Annotated in this window: 17 protein-coding genes; 7 read left to right on the top strand and 10 right to left on the bottom strand. The window is 66.4% G+C overall.

Annotated features, from left to right (window positions below):
• Position 1: 1 nt before the first annotated feature.
• From B7X49_RS05480 to B7X49_RS05490, 3 genes are all read right to left on the bottom strand, one after another.
• The gene (locus B7X49_RS05480) at positions 2–862 is read right to left on the bottom strand and encodes a metal ABC transporter permease (protein ID WP_029313192.1); all 861 of its coding nucleotides are present in this window, start codon (positions 860–862) and stop codon (positions 2–4) included.
• A 6-nt stretch (positions 863–868) separates the two neighbouring features.
• Positions 869–1,660, bottom strand: coding sequence for a metal ABC transporter ATP-binding protein (locus tag B7X49_RS05485; protein ID WP_286703394.1), 792 nt, complete (start codon positions 1,658–1,660; stop codon positions 869–871).
• 138 nt (positions 1,661–1,798) lie between these two features.
• Positions 1,799–2,707 (bottom strand): metal ABC transporter solute-binding protein, Zn/Mn family, encoded by a 909-nt coding sequence (locus tag B7X49_RS05490; RefSeq protein ID WP_286703395.1) that lies wholly within the window; start codon positions 2,705–2,707, stop codon positions 1,799–1,801.
• 190 nt (positions 2,708–2,897) lie between these two features.
• Here B7X49_RS05490 and B7X49_RS05495 point away from each other — a divergent pair, with 190 nt between their 5' ends.
• Genes B7X49_RS05495 through ligA form a run of 3 tightly spaced genes read left to right on the top strand, consistent with a single transcriptional unit; the run spans position 2,898 to position 7,522 of the window.
• The gene (locus B7X49_RS05495; RefSeq protein ID WP_245801535.1) at positions 2,898–3,815 is read left to right on the top strand and encodes an outer membrane protein assembly factor BamD; all 918 of its coding nucleotides are present in this window, start codon (positions 2,898–2,900) and stop codon (positions 3,813–3,815) included.
• Positions 3,816–3,833: 18 nt separating this feature from the next.
• Positions 3,834–5,513 (top strand): DNA repair protein RecN, encoded by a 1,680-nt coding sequence (gene recN / locus B7X49_RS05500; RefSeq protein WP_286703397.1) that lies wholly within the window; start codon positions 3,834–3,836, stop codon positions 5,511–5,513.
• Positions 5,510–7,522 (top strand): NAD-dependent DNA ligase LigA, encoded by a 2,013-nt coding sequence (ligA, locus tag B7X49_RS05505; RefSeq protein ID WP_286703398.1) that lies wholly within the window; start codon positions 5,510–5,512, stop codon positions 7,520–7,522. Before recN ends, ligA begins: the two co-directional genes overlap by 4 nt.
• Positions 7,523–7,572: 50 nt before the next feature.
• Here ligA and B7X49_RS05510 read toward each other — a convergent pair whose 3' ends face one another.
• Genes B7X49_RS05510 through B7X49_RS05525 form a run of 4 tightly spaced genes read right to left on the bottom strand, consistent with a single transcriptional unit; the run spans position 7,573 to position 10,969 of the window.
• Positions 7,573–8,400, bottom strand: coding sequence for a heavy metal-binding domain-containing protein (locus B7X49_RS05510; protein WP_286703399.1), 828 nt, complete (start codon positions 8,398–8,400; stop codon positions 7,573–7,575).
• Position 8,401: 1 nt separating this feature from the next.
• Positions 8,402–9,325 (bottom strand): heavy metal-binding domain-containing protein, encoded by a 924-nt coding sequence (locus tag B7X49_RS05515; RefSeq protein ID WP_051657553.1) that lies wholly within the window; start codon positions 9,323–9,325, stop codon positions 8,402–8,404.
• Positions 9,326–9,344: 19 nt separating this feature from the next.
• Positions 9,345–9,728, bottom strand: coding sequence for a hypothetical protein (locus tag B7X49_RS05520; RefSeq protein WP_286703400.1), 384 nt, complete (start codon positions 9,726–9,728; stop codon positions 9,345–9,347).
• Positions 9,725–10,969, bottom strand: a complete 1,245-nt coding sequence (locus B7X49_RS05525; RefSeq protein WP_286703401.1) for a toxic anion resistance protein — start codon at positions 10,967–10,969, stop codon at positions 9,725–9,727. The genes B7X49_RS05520 and B7X49_RS05525 overlap by 4 nt, the downstream gene beginning before the upstream one ends.
• Before the next feature lie 217 nt (positions 10,970–11,186).
• Between B7X49_RS05525 and B7X49_RS05530 the strand changes: the two genes are divergently transcribed.
• Together B7X49_RS05530 and B7X49_RS05535 are read left to right on the top strand one after the other, a co-directional pair.
• Complete coding sequence (locus tag B7X49_RS05530) at positions 11,187–12,047, top strand: oxygenase MpaB family protein (RefSeq protein WP_286703402.1); 861 nt, start codon at positions 11,187–11,189, stop codon at positions 12,045–12,047.
• Positions 12,048–12,082: 35 nt separating this feature from the next.
• Entirely contained in the window at positions 12,083–13,009 is a 927-nt protein-coding gene (locus B7X49_RS05535) for a dihydrodipicolinate synthase family protein (RefSeq protein WP_286703403.1), read from the top strand.
• A gap of 121 nt (positions 13,010–13,130) precedes the next feature.
• On the opposite strand, the gene B7X49_RS05540 is transcribed toward B7X49_RS05535, so the two are convergent.
• Positions 13,131–13,883 carry an ATP-binding cassette domain-containing protein gene (locus B7X49_RS05540; protein WP_286703404.1) on the bottom strand — a complete coding sequence of 251 codons (753 nt, stop codon included), beginning with the start codon at positions 13,881–13,883 and terminating at the stop codon, positions 13,131–13,133.
• Complete coding sequence (locus B7X49_RS05545; protein WP_286703405.1) at positions 13,870–14,997, bottom strand: hypothetical protein; 1,128 nt, start codon at positions 14,995–14,997, stop codon at positions 13,870–13,872. Before B7X49_RS05545 ends, B7X49_RS05540 begins: the two co-directional genes overlap by 14 nt.
• Positions 14,998–15,129: 132 nt before the next feature.
• Between B7X49_RS05545 and B7X49_RS05550 the strand changes: the two genes are divergently transcribed.
• Together B7X49_RS05550 and B7X49_RS05555 are read left to right on the top strand one after the other, a co-directional pair.
• Entirely contained in the window at positions 15,130–15,630 is a 501-nt protein-coding gene (locus B7X49_RS05550) for a hypothetical protein (protein WP_286703406.1), read from the top strand.
• A gap of 105 nt (positions 15,631–15,735) precedes the next feature.
• The gene (locus tag B7X49_RS05555; protein ID WP_286703407.1) at positions 15,736–16,272 is read left to right on the top strand and encodes a hypothetical protein; all 537 of its coding nucleotides are present in this window, start codon (positions 15,736–15,738) and stop codon (positions 16,270–16,272) included.
• 67 nt (positions 16,273–16,339) lie between these two features.
• On the opposite strand, the gene B7X49_RS05560 is transcribed toward B7X49_RS05555, so the two are convergent.
• The coding region (locus B7X49_RS05560) for a hypothetical protein (RefSeq protein WP_286838549.1) at positions 16,340–16,562 on the bottom strand (223 nt) is incomplete at its 5' end.

Here is a 16,562-nt window from a genome sequence, read left to right on the forward strand (position 1 = left end):
CTCAGGACCCCGCCATCCGTCGTCGCGCAAGCGCGGTGCCGAGCGGGCCGGCGGCGAGGTAGGCGGCCAGCACGATCATCACCACGAAGACACTGACCGGCCAGCCGTGGCCGGGGGTCCAGTAGAAACTGTCGTAGGCGAGCGCGATGCCGCCCCAGGTGGCACAAAGGCCGATCGCCGCGGCGATCAGGATCGCGGTGCCGGGCCTTGTTGCGAGGCGCAGCGCCGCCGCCGCCGGGCCGATCAGCAGCGCGGTCGAGAGGATGGCGCCGATCGTCATTGCCGAGAGGGCCACCGCGATCGCCAGCACCAGCAGATGAGCGAGGCCGATCAGGCGCGGGTCGATGCCGCGGATGGCGGCGAGATCGGGGTCGATCGCGATCAGCAGCAGCGGGCGGTAGAGTGCCGCGGTCATTGCCAGGGCGAGCGCGCCGACGCCGAGTGCGAGCGGGATGGTGGAAGGCGCGATGGCGAACATCGAGCCGAACATGACGGTATTGGCGGCACCGGAGGCGCTGGTGGTGGTCATGTCGAGATAGAGCAGCAGGGCGGTGACGCCGAGCCCCGCGCCGAGCACGATGCCGGTGACCAGATCGCGCTCGCGGATCTGGCGCGCGCCGATCGCTTCCATGCCGCCGGCGCCGAGTGCCGCCATCGCGAGAAAGCCTGCCAGCGGGCGAATGCCGAACAGCAGGGCGGCCGAGCCGCCGGCGCTGCTGATATCGGCCAGGGCGTGGCCGGCGAAGGACTGGCCGCGCAGCACGGTGAACACGCCGACCACGGCCGAGACCAGCGCCGCACCGCCGCCGATGATCAGGGCGACCTGCACCGGGCCGTTGCTGAAGAAGGCGGCACCGATCATGCCGTGTCAGCGGATCTGGGTGACATGCACGGGCTCGCAGGCGATATCGGCGTCCAGCCCGTCCTCGCCGCCGGCGGCGACCACCAGGACGCGGCCGTGCACGCGGATCACATCGATATGATAGCCATACAGCCGGCTGAGCACGGCGCCGCGCACCACCTCCCCCACCGTGCCGCTGACCGAACTGCCGTTGGCGAGGTAGACGATGCGGTCCATCACCGGCAGCAGCGGGTTCATGTCATGCGCCGAGAGCAGCACGGTGATCCGCTGTTCGAACGACAGGATGTGCAGCAAGGATACCACCTCGGCCACGCTGCGGAGATCGAGATTGGCGAGCGGTTCATCGAGCAGGAGGAGTTTCGGGCGGCGGACCAGCGCGTGCGCGATCATGATACGCTGCTGCTGGCCGCCCGACAGATCGCCCACCCGGCGATCGGCGAAGCCGGTGGCATCGACCGCGGTCAGCATCGCATCGACCGTGCGGCGGCGCGCGGCGGAGGGCAGCGGCAGGCCGAAGCGATTGCCATCGAGTCCCAGAGCCACCACATCGCGCGCGCGGAGCGGCATGAACGGGTCGAGTTGGATTTTTTGCGGCACGTAGCCGATTTCGTGACCGCCGGTGTCCACCGTGCCGCGATCCGGCTTCACGAGGCCGAGGATCGTGCGCAGCAGCGTGGTCTTGCCCGACCCGTTCGAGCCGATCAGGCCGCAGAAGGAGCCCTGCGCCAGGGTGAAATCGACGTTGTGGAGGATGGTGCGGCCGGCGAAGGCGACGGAGATGGAGGATAGGGTGAGCATGTTAAGGAAAGACTACTTTTTTGAAAAAAAGTAGCAAAAAACTTTTGGGAGTCTGGGCCTCGGGCTTTGGCGTTGTGGTGCCTCCGGACTTGGCGAATGAAAGTTTTTTGGTTCTTTTTTTCAAAAAAGAACCCTTCCCTACTTCGTAACCATTGCGCGCCCCGAAACCGCCCGCTGCATCGCCTGAACTTCCGCCAGCATCCATGACTGGTAGGTATAGCCCGGCGTCGGCATCGTCTCATAGACCCCGACGACGGGGATGTGATTCCTGCGGGCGAGATCGAGAAACGCGGTGGTCAGCGGATCGGTGACCTGCTGGTTGTAGACGAACAGTTTCACCTTGTGCCCGGTGAACAGGGCGTTCTGGGTCGCGACGTCCTGCGGTGACGGATCGGTGCCGTTCATGATCGCGGCCTGGAGGGTGAACGGGGTTTCGATTCGCATGCCCAGCGCTTGCAGCAGGGCGTCGGCCACCGGTTCGGTCACCGCGACCGGTGTTGCGGGGTAGCGTGCCTTGAAGGCTGCGATCGCGGCGTTCCAGGGGGCGAGTGCTGCGATGAAGCGTTGGGCGTTGGCGTGGAAAGTGGCGGCGTGCGCGGGATCGATGGCGGCGAGTGCGGCGGCGATCGCCTGGGCGACTTTCGGCATGGTCGCGGGTGCGTACCACAGATGCGGGTTGGGCGTGCTGTCCGGCAGGCCGAGCAGATGCTGCACGTCGATCACGCGGCGCTGGGGATTGGGCACGGCAGCCATGATCTTGTCGGCCCAATTGTCGTAGCCGAGGCCGTTTTCGACCACCAGCGCGGCGCGGGCGATCTGGCGCGCGACCTTCGGGCTGACTTCGAATTCGTGCGGGTCGACGTTGGGGTTGGATTCGACCGCGCCGACCGTGACATAGCTGCCGCCGATCTGACGGATGACATCCGCATATTGGTTTTCGAGGCCGAGCGCGCGGATCGGCGCGGCGGCGCGGGCTTGGCTTAGTCCTGCGAGCGTCAGCGCGAGGCCGATGGCGGCGCGGCGGCTGGTGGTGATTGTTGGCGGCATAGACGCTCCTCCCCGCCGGTGTCGTAGCCAGATTGGGGGTTCGGATCAAATGGGTGGTTATGATCGGTGTGGTTTTTCGGGGTTTGGTGCGGAAATGAGGGGCCTGGTTTGCGGCATCATCGGGCCGATCGGCACAAGTGTCGCGCTGGAGGCTTCGCGCAGGCGAATCACATGCTATAAGCCCGGCCCGATGACGCACGCGCACCCCAAGACCGTTCCGCCCGCCCCGCACCCCGCGATTCCGGTGCCCTCGCCGGCCCGCAAACACCGGCCGCGGCTGGCGTTGTTGTGGCTGCTCGCCCCGCTCACGCTCGGCGGTTGCGGGATTTTCGGTGGGGGCCATGCCCATACCGGCGATGCGGGCAAGCCAGAAAAATCGGTGGCATTGCCGCCGGCCGGCACGCTCTATGCCAACGGCATCGCGTATCTGCAGAAGGGCGAGAATAAAAAAGCCTCCGATGCGTTCAACGAGGTCGAGGTCAATTACCCCTATTCGACCTGGGCCACCCATGCCGAGTTGCTGCACGGCTACGCCGAGTTCCGCCGGCAGAATTTCGACAGCGCGGTGGGCGCGCTCAACCGCTTCATTCAGCTCCACCCGGCCAGCCCCGATGCGGCCTATGCCTATTATTTGCGCGCGCTGTGCTATTACGAGCAGATCGAGGGCGTGCAGCACGACCAGACCTTCACGCTCGAAGCGGTGCAGGCGTTGCAGGATGTGGTGACGCGGTTTCCCAACAGCGCCTATGCGCGCGATGCGCGGGTGAAGCTGCGCCTGGCCCAGAACCGCCTGGCGGGGCATGAAATGTCGATCGGCCGGTTCTATGAGCGGCAGAATCTCTATGCCGCCGCGGTGACCAAATATCAGGAAGTAGTCCAGCAATATCAGACCACCACCTTCGTGCCCGAGGCGCTGGAGCGGCTGACCGAGTGCTATCTCGACCTGGGCCTGACCAAGGAGGCGCTGCGCACCGCCGCCGTGCTCGGCTATAATTATCCGGGGTCGCGCTGGTATCAGGATGCCTATAACAAGCTCGGCGCGCATGATCTGCTGAACGGGGTGGCCAAGCCGAAACGGTCCGGCGGGTTCCTGTTCGGGCTGCTCTGACCCGGGCGCAGCCACGCCATGCTCACCGCGCTGTCGATCCGCGACGTGGTGCTGATCGATCGGCTCGATCTGAGTTTCGATGCGGGGCTTTCGGTATTCACCGGTGAAACCGGGGCGGGCAAGTCGATTTTGCTCGACGCGCTGGGGCTGGCGCTGGGCGCGCGGGCCGATGCCGGGCTGATCCGCGCCGAGGCCGCGCAGGCGGTGGTGACCGCGTCTTTCGTAGTCGGCGCGACCCATCCGGCCTATGCGCTGCTTGATCATCATGGGATTGCGGGTGGTGAGGACATCCTGCTGCGGCGAATCGTGGCGCGCGATGGGAAATCGCGCGCGCTGATCAATGATCAGCCGGTCGGCGCGGCGCTGCTGCGGCGGGTTGCCGATCTGCTGATCGAAATCCAGGGCCAGCACGCCCAGATCGGGCTGAGCGACGCCGCCACCCAGCGCAACATGCTCGATGACTACGGCGTCGATCGCGCGCTGCGCGACACTGTCGCTTCGTTCCATGCCTCGTGGCAGGCCGCCGAGGCGGCGCGGCACGATGCCGCCGCCGCCCTGGCCGAGGCGCAGCGCGACGAGGATTTCCTGCGCCACGCGGTCGATGAACTGGCCACACTGGCGCCGCGCAACGGCGAGGAGGATGATTTGGCGGCATCGCGCCAGCATTTGCAGGGGGCTGAGCGGCGTGCCGAGGCGATCGGCAATGCGCTGGGTGAGCTCGCCCCGCGCGAGCGCCGCTCCGCCGGGCCGGCCGCCACGCTGCGGAGTGCGGCGCGCGCGCTCGCCCGCATTGCCGAGGCGGAACAGGGGCCGGTGATCGGCCAGGCGTTGGCCGCGATCGAACGCGCCGAGGAGGCGTTGTCGGAGGCCGAAACCCTGCTCTCGCGCGCCGCCAGCGAGGCGGAGGCCGATCCGCGCGGGCTGGAAGCGATCGAGGAACGGCTGTTCGCGCTGCGTGCGATGGCCCGCAAGCATGGCGTCACCGCGCCGGAACTGCCCGGCCTGCTCGATCATTTCGCGGCACGGCTTGCGACGCTCGATGCCGGCACCGCCTCGTTGCAGCAATGCGAGGCCGCGGCACACGCGGCGCGGGGCGAATACGTCACCGCCGCCGCGGCACTCACCAGCGCGCGCGATCAGGCGGCGGCCCGGCTGTCACGCGCGGTCGGGCGGGAATTGCCGCCGCTCAAGCTCGATCGCGCCCGCTTCGTGGTGGAGCGCAGCGCCCTGCCGGAGCTGCAATGGGGGCCGCGCGGCGCGGATGCCGTGCGGTTTTTGATCGCGACCAATCCGGGCGATGCGCCGGGCGCGCTCGACCGGGTGGCTTCGGGCGGTGAATTGTCGCGCCTGCTGCTGGCGCTGAACGTGGTGCTGGCAGGGGAATCGCCGGTCGGCACGCTGATTTTCGATGAGGTGGACAGCGGCATCGGCGGTGCCACGGCGGCCGCGGTGGGCGAGCGGCTGGCGCGCATCGCGCAGGCGACGCAGGTGCTCGTGGTGACGCATTCGCCCCAGGTCGCCGCGCGCGCCGGCGCGCATTTCCAGGTCGCCAAGGCCAGCGGCCGGAGCCGCGCGCAGACGCTGGTGACGCGATTGCCGGCCGAGGCGCGGCGCGAGGAGATCGCCCGGATGCTGGCGGGTGAGACCATCACGGATGCGGCGCGCGAGGCCGCCGCCAGCCTGCTGGCGGGCGCATGAGCGGCGCGCGTGACACCCTGGCCGCGCTGATCGCGCGGCTTGCCGAGGCCGATCTCGCCTACCATCGGGACGATCAGCCGATCATGGATGATGCGACCTATGACGCGCTGAAACGCGAGGCGGATGCGCTGCGCGCCGCCGACCCGGCTCTGGCCGCGTCACTCGATCAAGTCGGTGCGCCGGCATCCGGCGCGTTTGCCAAAATTCGCCATCGCCAGCCGATGCTATCGCTGGACAACGTGTTCGATGATGTTGAATTTGCGGCATTCTGTGCGAAAATCCGGCGCTTTCTCAACCTTGGGCCGGCGCCGCTCAATTTCGTGGCGGAGCCGAAGATCGATGGGCTGTCGATCTCGCTGACCTATGAGAACCGCCGGTTCGTGCGCGGGGCGACGCGCGGCGATGGCAGCGAGGGTGAGGACGTCACGGACAATCTGCGCACGCTGGCCGATCTGCCGCTCGTTCTGCCGGATGACGCGCCGGAGATGATCGAGATCCGCGGCGAGGTCTATATGACCAAGGCCGATTTTCTGGCGCTCAACCAGGGCCAGGCGCGCCAATTCGCCAACCCGCGCAACGCCGCCGCCGGCAGCCTGCGGCAGTTGGATGTCGCGATCACCGCCTCGCGCAAGCTCTCGCTGTTCGCCTATGCGCGCGGTGCGGCCAGCGCGCCGGTGGCCGCGACCCATGCCGAATATCTCGCGACCCTCCGGCGCTGGGGGTTTGCGGTCAATCCGCTGGCGCGGCCGGTCAGCGAGGCCGACGCGGCTGGATTTCAGCAATCGATCGGTGAGCGGCGGGCCGGGCTCGATTACGATATCGACGGCGTGGTCTACAAGATCGATGATCTGGCGTTGCAGGATCGGCTTGGCTTCGTCGGCCGCGCGCCGCGCTGGGCGGTGGCGTGGAAATTTCCGGCCGAGCGCGCGATCAGCGTGCTGCGGGCCATTACCATCCAGGTCGGGCGCACCGGGGCGCTGACGCCGCGCGCCACGCTCGATCCGGTCAATGTCGGCGGCGTGCTGGTGCAGCACGCGACGCTGCACAACGAGGACGAGATCATCCGCAAGGATTTCCGGCTGGGCGACACGGTCGAGTTGCAGCGCGCGGGGGATGTGATCCCGCAGGTAATTCGCGTGCTGCCCGAACATCGGCCGGACGATGCGGTGCCCTATGCGTTTCCCGATCATTGCCCGGTGTGCCACGCGCTGGCGATCAGGCCGGCCGGCGAGGTGATCCGCCGCTGCACCGGCGGGCTCACCTGTGCGGCGCAGGTGGTGGAGCGGCTGATCCATTTCTGCGCGCGCGGCGCGTTCGACATCGAGGGGATGGGCGAAAAGACCGTGCGGGAGTTCCATGCGCGCGGCTGGCTTGCCGGTGCGCCGGATATTTTCCGCCTGCCCGCGCGCGCGGAGGCGATTGCCGCACTCGAAGGCTGGGGCGAAACCTCGGCCGCGAAACTCGCCGCCGCGATCGAGGCGCGGCGGACCGTTCCCCTCGCCCGCTTCATTTTCGCGCTCGGCATTCGCCGGATCGGCGAGGCCAACGCCAGGCTGCTGGCGCGCCACTATACCAGCTACGCCAACTGGCGCGCGCAGATGCAGGCGGCGGGGGAGATCGGCTCGGATGCACGGCTCGAACTCGGCTCGATCTCGGGCATCGGTCCGTCGATCGCCGAGGAACTCGCGGGGTTCTTTGCCGAGCCGCACAACCGCGCGCTGCTCGATGATCTGGTGGCGCCGCTGACCATTCTCGATGAGGCGGCCACCGCCGCGTCCGGCGCGCTGGCGGGCAAGACCATCGTGTTCACCGGCACGTTGCAGCAGTTGGCACGGCCCGAGGCGAAGGCGCGCGCCGAGGGTTTGGGCGCCAAGGTGACCGAATCGGTTTCCAAGAAGACCGATTATGTCGTGGTCGGTGAGGATGCCGGCTCGAAGGCCACCAAGGCGGCGGCACTCGGCGTGACCATTTTGACCGAGGCCGCATTCCGGGAGTTGGCGGGGTTGTGACGCGTGCCCGCGCGGATGCCCGTCAATCGTTGATCGTCAATCGTTGATCGTCAATCGTTGATCGACAGCACCATGATCGGGTCGGCGATTTTTTCAGGCGCGATTTCCTGATCGAGCGGCAGCACGGCGGTGCCGATCGCGAAGAATTCGATGACGTGGCTTTGCCAGCCGTGGCTGCCTTCATGGATATCGACGCCGACGACGCCTTCGGCCTTGGCCGCCGCGGCTTCGAACTGCATCCGCTCGACCGCGATTTCGCGCGCTTCGTACATGGCGGAGGTGAAGTTTTCGAGCTCGACGTTCTGGCCCGCGCGGGCGAGTGACGCGAGCGCGCCGCGATGGGCGACGTGATAGACGCAGGAGCCCATCACCATCTCGACCGGCCGGTAGCCGGCGTGCAGGAGCGACCAGAAATCCTGCCCGGACAGATCCGAGGTGAACGGCCCGCCGTCATGCGCGCGGAAACCCTTGTGGCCCTCGCCGTGGACGACGCCGGTGCCGATGGCGATGAATTCGAGCAGATGCTCGTCCCATTCCAGCCGCTTGATCGTGAGTTTGACGCCGACGATACCATCCGCCCCCATGGCGCCGGCTTCCGCACGCATCCGCGCCATCGCCAGCTCGCGGGCGTGGTACATCGCCTTGGAGAGCACATCCATTTCCTGGTTCTTCGACCAGCTGCCGTACTGCACGCCGACATGATAGACGCAGGTGCCGACGCACAGGCCGATCGGCTCGAACCCCGCCTTGCGCACCAGCAGGAATTCATTGACGCTGAAATCGGAGGTGAACACCCCCGATGAATGCAGCGAGGAGCGCAGCCCTTTCAGGCGTTCCTTGGCGTGAACCGGTATGGCGCCGTTGGTGTCGTCGGGCATGTCAGATCGCTCCGTCCTGATCGTTGGTGGCATAGGATTGGTGATGGCGTGTCGTGCCGGTCAGCGGCGTGGCACCCTGGTGCATGTCGACCACCATTTTGATCTCGTGCGGGATCGGCGTGCCGCGCCTTGCATCGACCGTGGTGGCGATGACGATGTGGCGCGCGAGATATTGCTTGGGCTGGTTTTCGCCGCCTTCCTGCTCGAACATCTCGCTGAAATTGAGATGGGCGAGCACGCCGTTGCCCTGGCCGCGCGCGCTCTGGCGCAGATCGGCGTGGGCGCGGCGGCGCACGTCTTCCCATAAATTCGACAGGGCGGTGGATTCGGTATTGCCCATCCAGAACTGGTTGGTGGCGCCGCGCCAGTCGCTCATCCATTCGTAATGCGCGCCGATCGCGATGCCGGTTGCCACCACGTCGGCTTCGAGCAGCTTGACGAATTCGAGCGCGGGGACCGTGGCGATCACCGGCTCGGCGCTGGGGGGCAGACCGTCGATTTTCACCGCGGTGCCGACCAGGGTGAAATCCATGCTGGCTTCGATATCCATCGGGATCGTGCGCATTTTGACATCGAGCACGGCGTTGGCGCCGGCGATGCGGGCTTCCTCGCGCAGGCGGGCCAGCGCCTTGTTCCAGCCCTCGGCGTGGCCGAGCGTCCAGGACCAGCCGTAGTGCAGCCAGCAGGTGGCCGATACCGAGGCGATCGGGCGGATGCCGTGCGAGCGGGTGATCAGCAGTTCGGCGGGCGACATCGTCGCGGTCCAGGGCACGGTGCCGCGGCTGGCACCTTGCAGGCGTTCGAGCGTGCTGGTCGGCACCCGCCCTGCCCGCAGATTCATCATGATATCGGCCTGGCGATGCGCGGTCGCGGCTTCCTGGGCTGCGGCCTCCGGCGATTTTCTGAAGCGATCGAACAGGCCCATGATCAGGCTGCTTTCCTTGTTACGAGGCCATGAAGGCGCTGATCGACTGGCTGAGGCTGCGGGCGTGGGCGGAGGCTTTTTCGGTCTCCTGCGCCAGTTGCGCGAACCAGGTGCCGGGATCGACCTCGCGGGTGTTCAGCGTGATGCCGCGGACTTCCATCGCGATGCTCGCTTTCAGGCGGCCGTGGTCGATTTTCAGGGCGTAGACATGCTCATCCATCCGCACCGCGAGGCCGACCAGCGTGGCCTTGCGGGCGAATAATCCCTTGGACTCTAATATCGTCACGCGGTCCGGCATCGCTTCGCGCAGCCGCAGGGCGAAGGCGTTGAGATTGCTCTCGGCATCGGCGGTGAAGCGCCGCAGCCATGCCGCCTGGGTGTCGAAATCGGGGCTGGCGCTCACGGTTTTTCGACCGCGCGCTGGTTGACGCTCTGCATGCCCTTGACCAGCCGGTTGCGGACATCGGCGAGCTTGGCCTCGCGCTCGCGATCGCCGGCGGCGATTTCGCGCTCGATGTCGATCACCTCGTTCATGGTGCGGATCGATTCATCGGCGACCTGGGCCAGAACATCGATGTTCCGCTGATCGCCGCCGAGGCTGCGCGCCGCGGTGGTTGCCGCCTCGTGCGCGCCTTTGGAGGCGAGCAGCGTGATCTGGCGGTTCGCTTCGTCGAGTTTCGCCGCCTCATCGGCGGCGTGGCGAATTTCGACCTGCACCACCGCCTGCGAGGCCACCGCCATCAGGCGCGGGATGACCACCAGCATGCCGTTGGAGATTTTCATCATCCGCGTCTCGGCCGCCTGCTTGTTCTGCCCGATGATCGGGATGAGTAATGCCGAGCCGACCAGCGCTTCCCGCATGTCCGCGACCTTGCCGCGGAAATTGGCGATCGCGCCACGGAATTCCATGACATCCGCCGCATCCGCCGGATCGCCGGTTTCGACCGCGTGCAGCCGCAGCGCCTCGAGCTCGTCCTGACCACGATCGATCGCGAGCTGGCCGGCCGCGATCTCGATTTTCAGCGCGTGCAGGCTCTGGCGGATCGCGAGCGCCTGCTGGTCGAGCAATTCGATGGTCACCGCCAGATCCGCCTTGGTCTTGCGCGCCTTGGCCTGTTCGGCGTCCATCAGGTCGAGGAACTGCTTGCGGTTTTCGGTGAAACCCTTGAAGGCGGTGTGCGCATCGGCGGCGGCACCCATCAGTTTGCCGAAAATGCCCTTGCGCGGGGCGGGCTGGCCGTTACTGGCCTCGGCCTGCAAATCGGAGATGCGCAGGATTTTGACACCGTCGATCACGGCGGCGGCAATCCGGCCGACCTCGCCCACTTCACCCAGGCGCACGCCGCTGAGCAGTTGGCGGGATGCGCCGGCGATGCCGGCCAGCACACCATCGCCGTGGTCCATCAGGCTGGTGGTGGTGCGAAAATCGATTTTTGCCGCCGAATTCTGCGCGGCGGCCAGATCATCGGGGTTCAGATTGGCGATTTCGACCAGGCGTTCCAGACGGGGCTGCGGCTGCAAACGTTCATCGGTCGTGGCGGGGCCGGCGGGCCGCGTCGCGACGGCCTGGACCGGCGCCGGCGCCGGATCGAGATTGTCGAACACCGAAAGGTCGAGCGGCGCGGCTTGCGTTGGTTCAGGCATTGGGCAGCCCTTCTGGTTCGTGCGCGGACCATGCGATTCCGCGACACTGTGAATACAGCACTATGGGGTGACGTTCCAGATGATACCGATCACGCATTCGTGTCGGGTGTTTCGGGGCTGATGATGCGCTGCGGTGGCGCGCTTGCATTCCTGCGGGCGGGACGCACATGCTCGTGATGATATTTTGCATGATGTGCTGCCGGTTTGGTGAACGCTGATGGCGACGCGCGGCACGGCGGGTGTCGCGGCGCTGGCCATGCCGCTGAAGCGCGCGATCACCGGCAAGGTGGTGGCGGTGTTCAACGATCGGGCGCGCGGCGAGGCGCCGGTGGTGCGGCGGGCGGATGGGTTGTTCGGGCCGCGCGCGGTGGCGTGGCGGGTCAATGGCGATGTCACCTCGATGATGGTGGGCGGGGTGGCAGGTTTGATGATGCAGATGCTGCATCCGGCGGTGTTGGGCGGGGTGTGGGATCATTCGAAATTTCGCACCGATATGGCGGGGCGGTTGCGGCGGACCGCGCGGTTCATTGCCCTGACCACCTATGGCGATCGGGGCGAGGCAGAAGCGGTGATTGCGCGGGTGCGGCGGATTCATGGCCATGTGCGCGGGGTTTTGCCGGATGGCACCGCCTATGCGGCGGATGATCCGGCGTTGCTCGCCTGGGTGCACGTGACCGAGACGATGTGTTTTCTGGATGCGTGGGTGCGCTATGCGGAGCCGGGCATGTCTGGTGCGGATCAGGACCGGTATTTCGCGGAGATGGCGGTGGTGGCGTCAGCGCTCGGCGCCGATCCGGTGCCGCGCACGCGGGGTGAGGCGCGCGATCTGGTGCGGGCGATGCGGCCGGGGTTGCGCTATAATGAGCGGACCCGCGAGGTGATGGGGATTTTGCGGAATCAGCCGACGACATCGTTCATCTCCGGGTCGTTTCAGGCGCTGACGATGCAGGCGGCGGTGGATCTGCTGCCGGGCTGGGCGCGGCGGCTGCATGGGCTGGATAATCCGGTGATGGCGCGGCCGCTGGTGCGGGCGGGCACGTTCGGGGTGGCGCAGACGTTGCGCTGGGCGTTTCGCTGAATTAGCCTCCGTTCGGACCTGCCTGGGATTTCGCGATGACATTGGATGCGACGGCTGCTGGCGTTTATGCGATTGCGGCGACGCCGTTTTTGCCGGATGGGGCGGTGGATTACGCCTCGGTCGATCGGCTGACCGATTTTTACCTGGGCTGCGGCGTTACCGGGTTGACGATATTGGGGATCATGGGTGAGGCGCCGAAGCTCGATCCGGCGGAGGCGCTGGCGATTTCCGAGCGGGTGATCCGGCGGGCCGGGGTGCCGGTGGTGGTCGGGGTTTCGGCGCCGGGGTTTGCGGCGATGCGGGCGCTGACGCATGGGGTGATGGCGAGCGGGGCGGCGGGGGTGATGATTGCGCCGCCGCCCACGCTGCGCACGGATGATCAGATCGTTACGTATTATCGGCAGGCGGTCGAGACGATCGGGGCCGATGTGCCGTTCGTGATCCAGGATTATCCGCTGACGCTGAGCGTGGTGATGACGCCGACGGTGATCCGCACGATCGTGATGGAGCATGCGTCCTGCGTGATGCTCAAGCATGAAGACTGGCCGGGGTTGGAGAAAATCTCGGCACTGCGGGGGTTTCAGCGCGAGGGGTCGCTGCGGCCACTTTCGATTTTGACCGGGAACGGCGGGTTGTTCCTGGATTTCGAGATGGAGCGCGGTGCCGATGGGGCGATGACCGGCTACGCGTTTCCGGACATGCTGGTGGAACTGGTGGCGCGGGCGAGCGCGGGCGAGCGGGAGGCGGCGCATGATTTGTTCGATGCGCATCTGCCGTTGATCCGCTACGAGCAGCAGCAGGGGATCGGGCTCGCGGTGCGGAAATACGTGTTGCAGAAGCGGGGCGCGATCGCGCATGACGCGCAGCGGACGCCGGCCGCGGTGCTGAGTGCGGCGGCGCGGGGCGAGATCGATTATCTGCTGGCGCGGTTGGCGCGGGTGGATGGCCGGGCGCTGGTGTGAGGTTCGCGAAGGAAAGACTTCTTTTTGTGAACAAAAAGAAGCAAAAAAACTTTTTTAATTTGGGCTATGGGCGCGACAACGGCACGGGCCAAAACAGATAGAAGTTTTTTGGTTCTTTTTTTCAAAAAAGAACACTTGGCTTTACTGCGCCCTCCAGCGTCGCGACGACCATGGTTTCCAGACCGGCGGGGCCGGCGGCGGCGATCATCGGGGCGGTCCAGCGGTGGGCGACGCGGCCGGATTCGATCATGATCATTTCGGTGCAGGTGGTGCCGATGGTGGCGAGCATGTGGGTGGACATGACGAGGCCGTGGCCGGCGGCACAGAGCTCGGCCAGGAGGCGGCGGATGCGGGCGAGGATCAGCGGGTCGAGGCCGTTCAGCGCTTCATCGAGCAGCAGCAGGGGTGGCGTGCCGAGCAGCGCGCCCATCAGCGAGAGTTTCATCCGGGTGCCGAGGGAATAGGCGCTGATATTGGTGCGCAGCCAGGGGCCGAATTGCAGGGTCGTGATCAGGTCGTCGCGCGGCCAGGCGTGGGGATGGCAGCCGCGGATCGAGCCGATCAGTTCGAGATATTGCTGGCCGGTGAGGTCGGGCGGGAGATCGGCCGGGTCGACGGCGTAGCCGAACTGGCGTTTGGCGTGCTCCGGGGCGGTTGCGAGATCGATGCCGGCGATCCGGATGGTGCCTGCCAGGATGGGGATCTGGCCGCTGATCGCGCGCAGCAGGGTGGATCTGCCCGACCCGTTCGCGCCGAGAATCGCGGTGAAGCTGCCGGGGTGAACGGTGAGATCGATGCCGGTGATGATTTTGGTGCGGCCATAGCCGGCGGCAACGCCGGCGACGGCGAGCAAGGGTGGGTTAGCGTCCGGCACGGAACGCGGCGCGGGCGCGCAACATCAGGATGATCAGCAGGGCGTACAGGATGAGGAAGGCCAGGTTTTGCAGGGCGGCGTATTGGTCGGCCGCGAGCATCAGGGCGGTGAGGTAGAAGCCGAGCGCCAGACCGGCTGAGCCGGGGATCGAGAGGGCGGCCAAGGCGTAGCCGAGACCGAGCAGGAGGGCGGCGGCACCGGCGCCGGCGAGCGGGCGCGGGCGGATCAGGTCGAGCGAGAGGCCGGCGATCGCGAAGAGGGCGAACCAGGCGGCGGCGAGGCTTGCCGGCAGGCGGAACATGGCGGTTGCGGCGCGGTGATAGGGGGTCGGGCTCGTGCGCAGGACCGGCGAGAGGAGCGGTGTGCAGCTTGTCGCGCCGATCAGCATGAGCAGCGGGCCGAGGGTCGCGATTACCGGTGCGAGCATGACGGGGTGGGCACCGTGGGCGGCGGCTTCGGCGATCGGGAGGCTGGCGGCCAGTGAGCCGGCGCTGAGCACGGCGATCCGCCGGCGGCGTGATGCGAGGGTCCACCAGCCGGCCCAGCGCGGGGCGGCGTGGTCGAGCGGGGCGAGCCAGATGGTGGCTTGCGGGGCTGGTTGCCTGGCGGATCTGGGGCGGGATTGGGTGACGGCATTCAGCGCGCAGCCGGCGATGAAGCCGGCGCTGAAGAGGGCGGTGGCGAGGGGCAGGCATCGTTCGGCGATGCCCGCGCTGGGTGCGCCGAGGCGGAGGGCGAGGGCGATGAGGGCTGTGCCGGTGGCAAGGCGCGAGAGGAGCGAGAGCAGGATGGCGTCGCGTCTGGCGTGGTCGGGCCAGGGTTGGATGGCGAGGAACGATGTGGTCAGGGCGGCGCGGTCCTGGGCGGTTGCGATGGACCCGGCGACCAGACCGAGGGCGAGGCAGGCGAGGTTGGTGATGGTGGTTCGCTGGGATGGTTCGGTACTTGTGCCGGCGAGTTGGTGGATCAGCGATTGCAGCCAGAGGGTGGCGTAGATCAGCAGGATGATCGCGGCGACGCCGATCGGCAGCAGGCGCCAGCCGCGCTGCGCGAGGGCGCGGAGGCGGTTGGCGCGGGCGTGGTAGCGCCAGCGGATGAGTGTCAGCCGGGACATGGTGTGCGGGTTTGGCAATGGGATATTTTAGATTGGTTAACCATCTGTTCAGAAGTTTGTGTTGAACTGCTTTACCACGCAATAGGCAGAAGGAGCAGCGCAAAAGGCGATTCCCCCCTGAGGAGTCTTGCCATGATCAATCCGGTAACCGCGATCCATGAAATTATGCAGAGTGGGCAGGGTGCGGGCGGTGCCCCGGTGCATAATTCTGCTGCGATGGTGGGTGGGGCTTCGTCGACCCTGGTTCAGGCGGATGTGGTGGTGTTGTCGCAACAGGCGCTGGATGGGCTGTTGAAAGATGGCCTGACGCAGGCTTCGAGCGCTGGCGCGATTGATGCGGGGGTGTCGGGTGCTGGGGCTGGAACTGGGACCGGGGTTGGGACTGGGGCTGGGGCTGGGGCTGGGGTGGAGCCGCCGGTGCCGAGTTCGCTGGTCAATCAGATCGAGGCGGCGGCGCAGAGTGTTGCGGCCAATCCGGATTTCTTCAGTTATCTGGTGAATGCTTTGGGCGGTTCGCAATATGTCGCTGCGTTGATGGGGTTGCAGCAGGGTGGGGCGCCGGTTGAGCCGGTCCCGTCGCCGGTTCCGCCGGTGGGTGGCGTGCCGTCGCGGAATGATCTGTCGAAATTATAGGTTGGTCCAGAAGCACAATGGGGAATTTCCGAACTCATACCAGTCGATTTGGTCGCTGATTCGTAGGAGGATTTCCAGGCTGTCTGCTTTGTTGGTCTCCATCGTGTGCCCGATCTGATGCGGGACGTCGGCATGGTTCAGCCGGTCGCGATCGCCAATTTGATGGATCGTGCGGCGGATTTGCAGCCACTGCTGGCAATGGCGATGGCGATGATATGCGACTGCGATGATCGGGTTGATGTCTTCGGGGCGATCTCGGTCGGCTGCGGCGTTGGTTTGGCGATCATTATGCCGGGTATGAACACCGAGGCGATGAATGAACATCGGGCCGAAATCAGTACTCAGGTTGCTGCCGGCGCGGACGGCCTGCTGGTGTGCGACGGGGTTGGGTCGCGCCAGACAGATGAGCGGCGGAGCGTTGCCGAGACTATCATGATCCTGACGCTGCCACCTCATGCGGCCAGGCTGAACCCGGTAGAGACCGTTTGGGACGATCTGCGGGGCAACAATTCAGCCAGCCTTGTCTGGGATCGCCATGCTTCCGTGCTTGAAGTTTGCGAACAGGCTGGGCTGGTCCTCGTCAACGAGCCAGCCGGTAGCGCCTCAATCGGAATGAGGGCCTCGGCGTATGTCAAAGGCTAAGTCAGTTGGTATTCCCTCGTCATTTATATTTTTCATTTCGTTATCGTAATGATTTGGGCGTGCGAAATCATGGCCCCTTCCGCCAGAGTTTTTTGACGTTGAAGGAGGGGATGAACGGCTGGTGCCAGGGTGGCACGGGCGGTGGGGGCGGGCCGAGGATATCGCGGAGTTGTTCTTGCGTGAAGTCGATACTGCCGTCGGGGTTGATTTTGTATTGGTCCATGAAGCTGGGCTGGCGCTTTGGTTTGCGGATGCGCTTGGGCCGGGGCTTGGTCGATTTGGGGCGTTTG

The sequence above is a fragment of the Acidiphilium sp. 34-64-41 genome, assembly GCF_002282635.1.
GTDB classification, from domain to species: domain Bacteria; phylum Pseudomonadota; class Alphaproteobacteria; order Acetobacterales; family Acetobacteraceae; genus Acidiphilium; species Acidiphilium rubrum.

Excerpts from the sequence above, each read along its gene's own strand:
- B7X49_RS05485 (WP_286703394.1), bottom strand. The coding sequence starts at position 1,660 with ATGCTCACCCTATCCTCCATCTCCGTCGCCTTCGCCGGCCGCACCATC.
- B7X49_RS05480 (WP_029313192.1), bottom strand. The coding sequence starts at position 862 with ATGATCGGTGCCGCCTTCTTCAGCAACGGCCCGGTGCAGGTCGCCCTG.
- B7X49_RS05510 (WP_286703399.1), bottom strand. The coding sequence starts at position 8,400 with ATGCCCGACGACACCAACGGCGCCATACCGGTTCACGCCAAGGAACGC.
- B7X49_RS05515 (WP_051657553.1), bottom strand. The coding sequence starts at position 9,325 with ATGGGCCTGTTCGATCGCTTCAGAAAATCGCCGGAGGCCGCAGCCCAG.
- B7X49_RS05525 (WP_286703401.1), bottom strand. The coding sequence starts at position 10,969 with ATGCCTGAACCAACGCAAGCCGCGCCGCTCGACCTTTCGGTGTTCGAC.
- B7X49_RS05495 (WP_245801535.1), top strand. The coding sequence starts at position 2,898 with ATGACGCACGCGCACCCCAAGACCGTTCCGCCCGCCCCGCACCCCGCG.
- B7X49_RS05545 (WP_286703405.1), bottom strand. The coding sequence starts at position 14,997 with ATGTCCCGGCTGACACTCATCCGCTGGCGCTACCACGCCCGCGCCAAC.
- B7X49_RS05535 (WP_286703403.1), top strand. The coding sequence starts at position 12,083 with ATGACATTGGATGCGACGGCTGCTGGCGTTTATGCGATTGCGGCGACG.
- B7X49_RS05530 (WP_286703402.1), top strand. The coding sequence starts at position 11,187 with ATGGCGACGCGCGGCACGGCGGGTGTCGCGGCGCTGGCCATGCCGCTG.
- B7X49_RS05550 (WP_286703406.1), top strand. The coding sequence starts at position 15,130 with ATGATCAATCCGGTAACCGCGATCCATGAAATTATGCAGAGTGGGCAG.
- B7X49_RS05490 (WP_286703395.1), bottom strand. The coding sequence starts at position 2,707 with ATGCCGCCAACAATCACCACCAGCCGCCGCGCCGCCATCGGCCTCGCG.
- recN (WP_286703397.1), top strand. The coding sequence starts at position 3,834 with ATGCTCACCGCGCTGTCGATCCGCGACGTGGTGCTGATCGATCGGCTC.
- ligA (WP_286703398.1), top strand. The coding sequence starts at position 5,510 with ATGAGCGGCGCGCGTGACACCCTGGCCGCGCTGATCGCGCGGCTTGCC.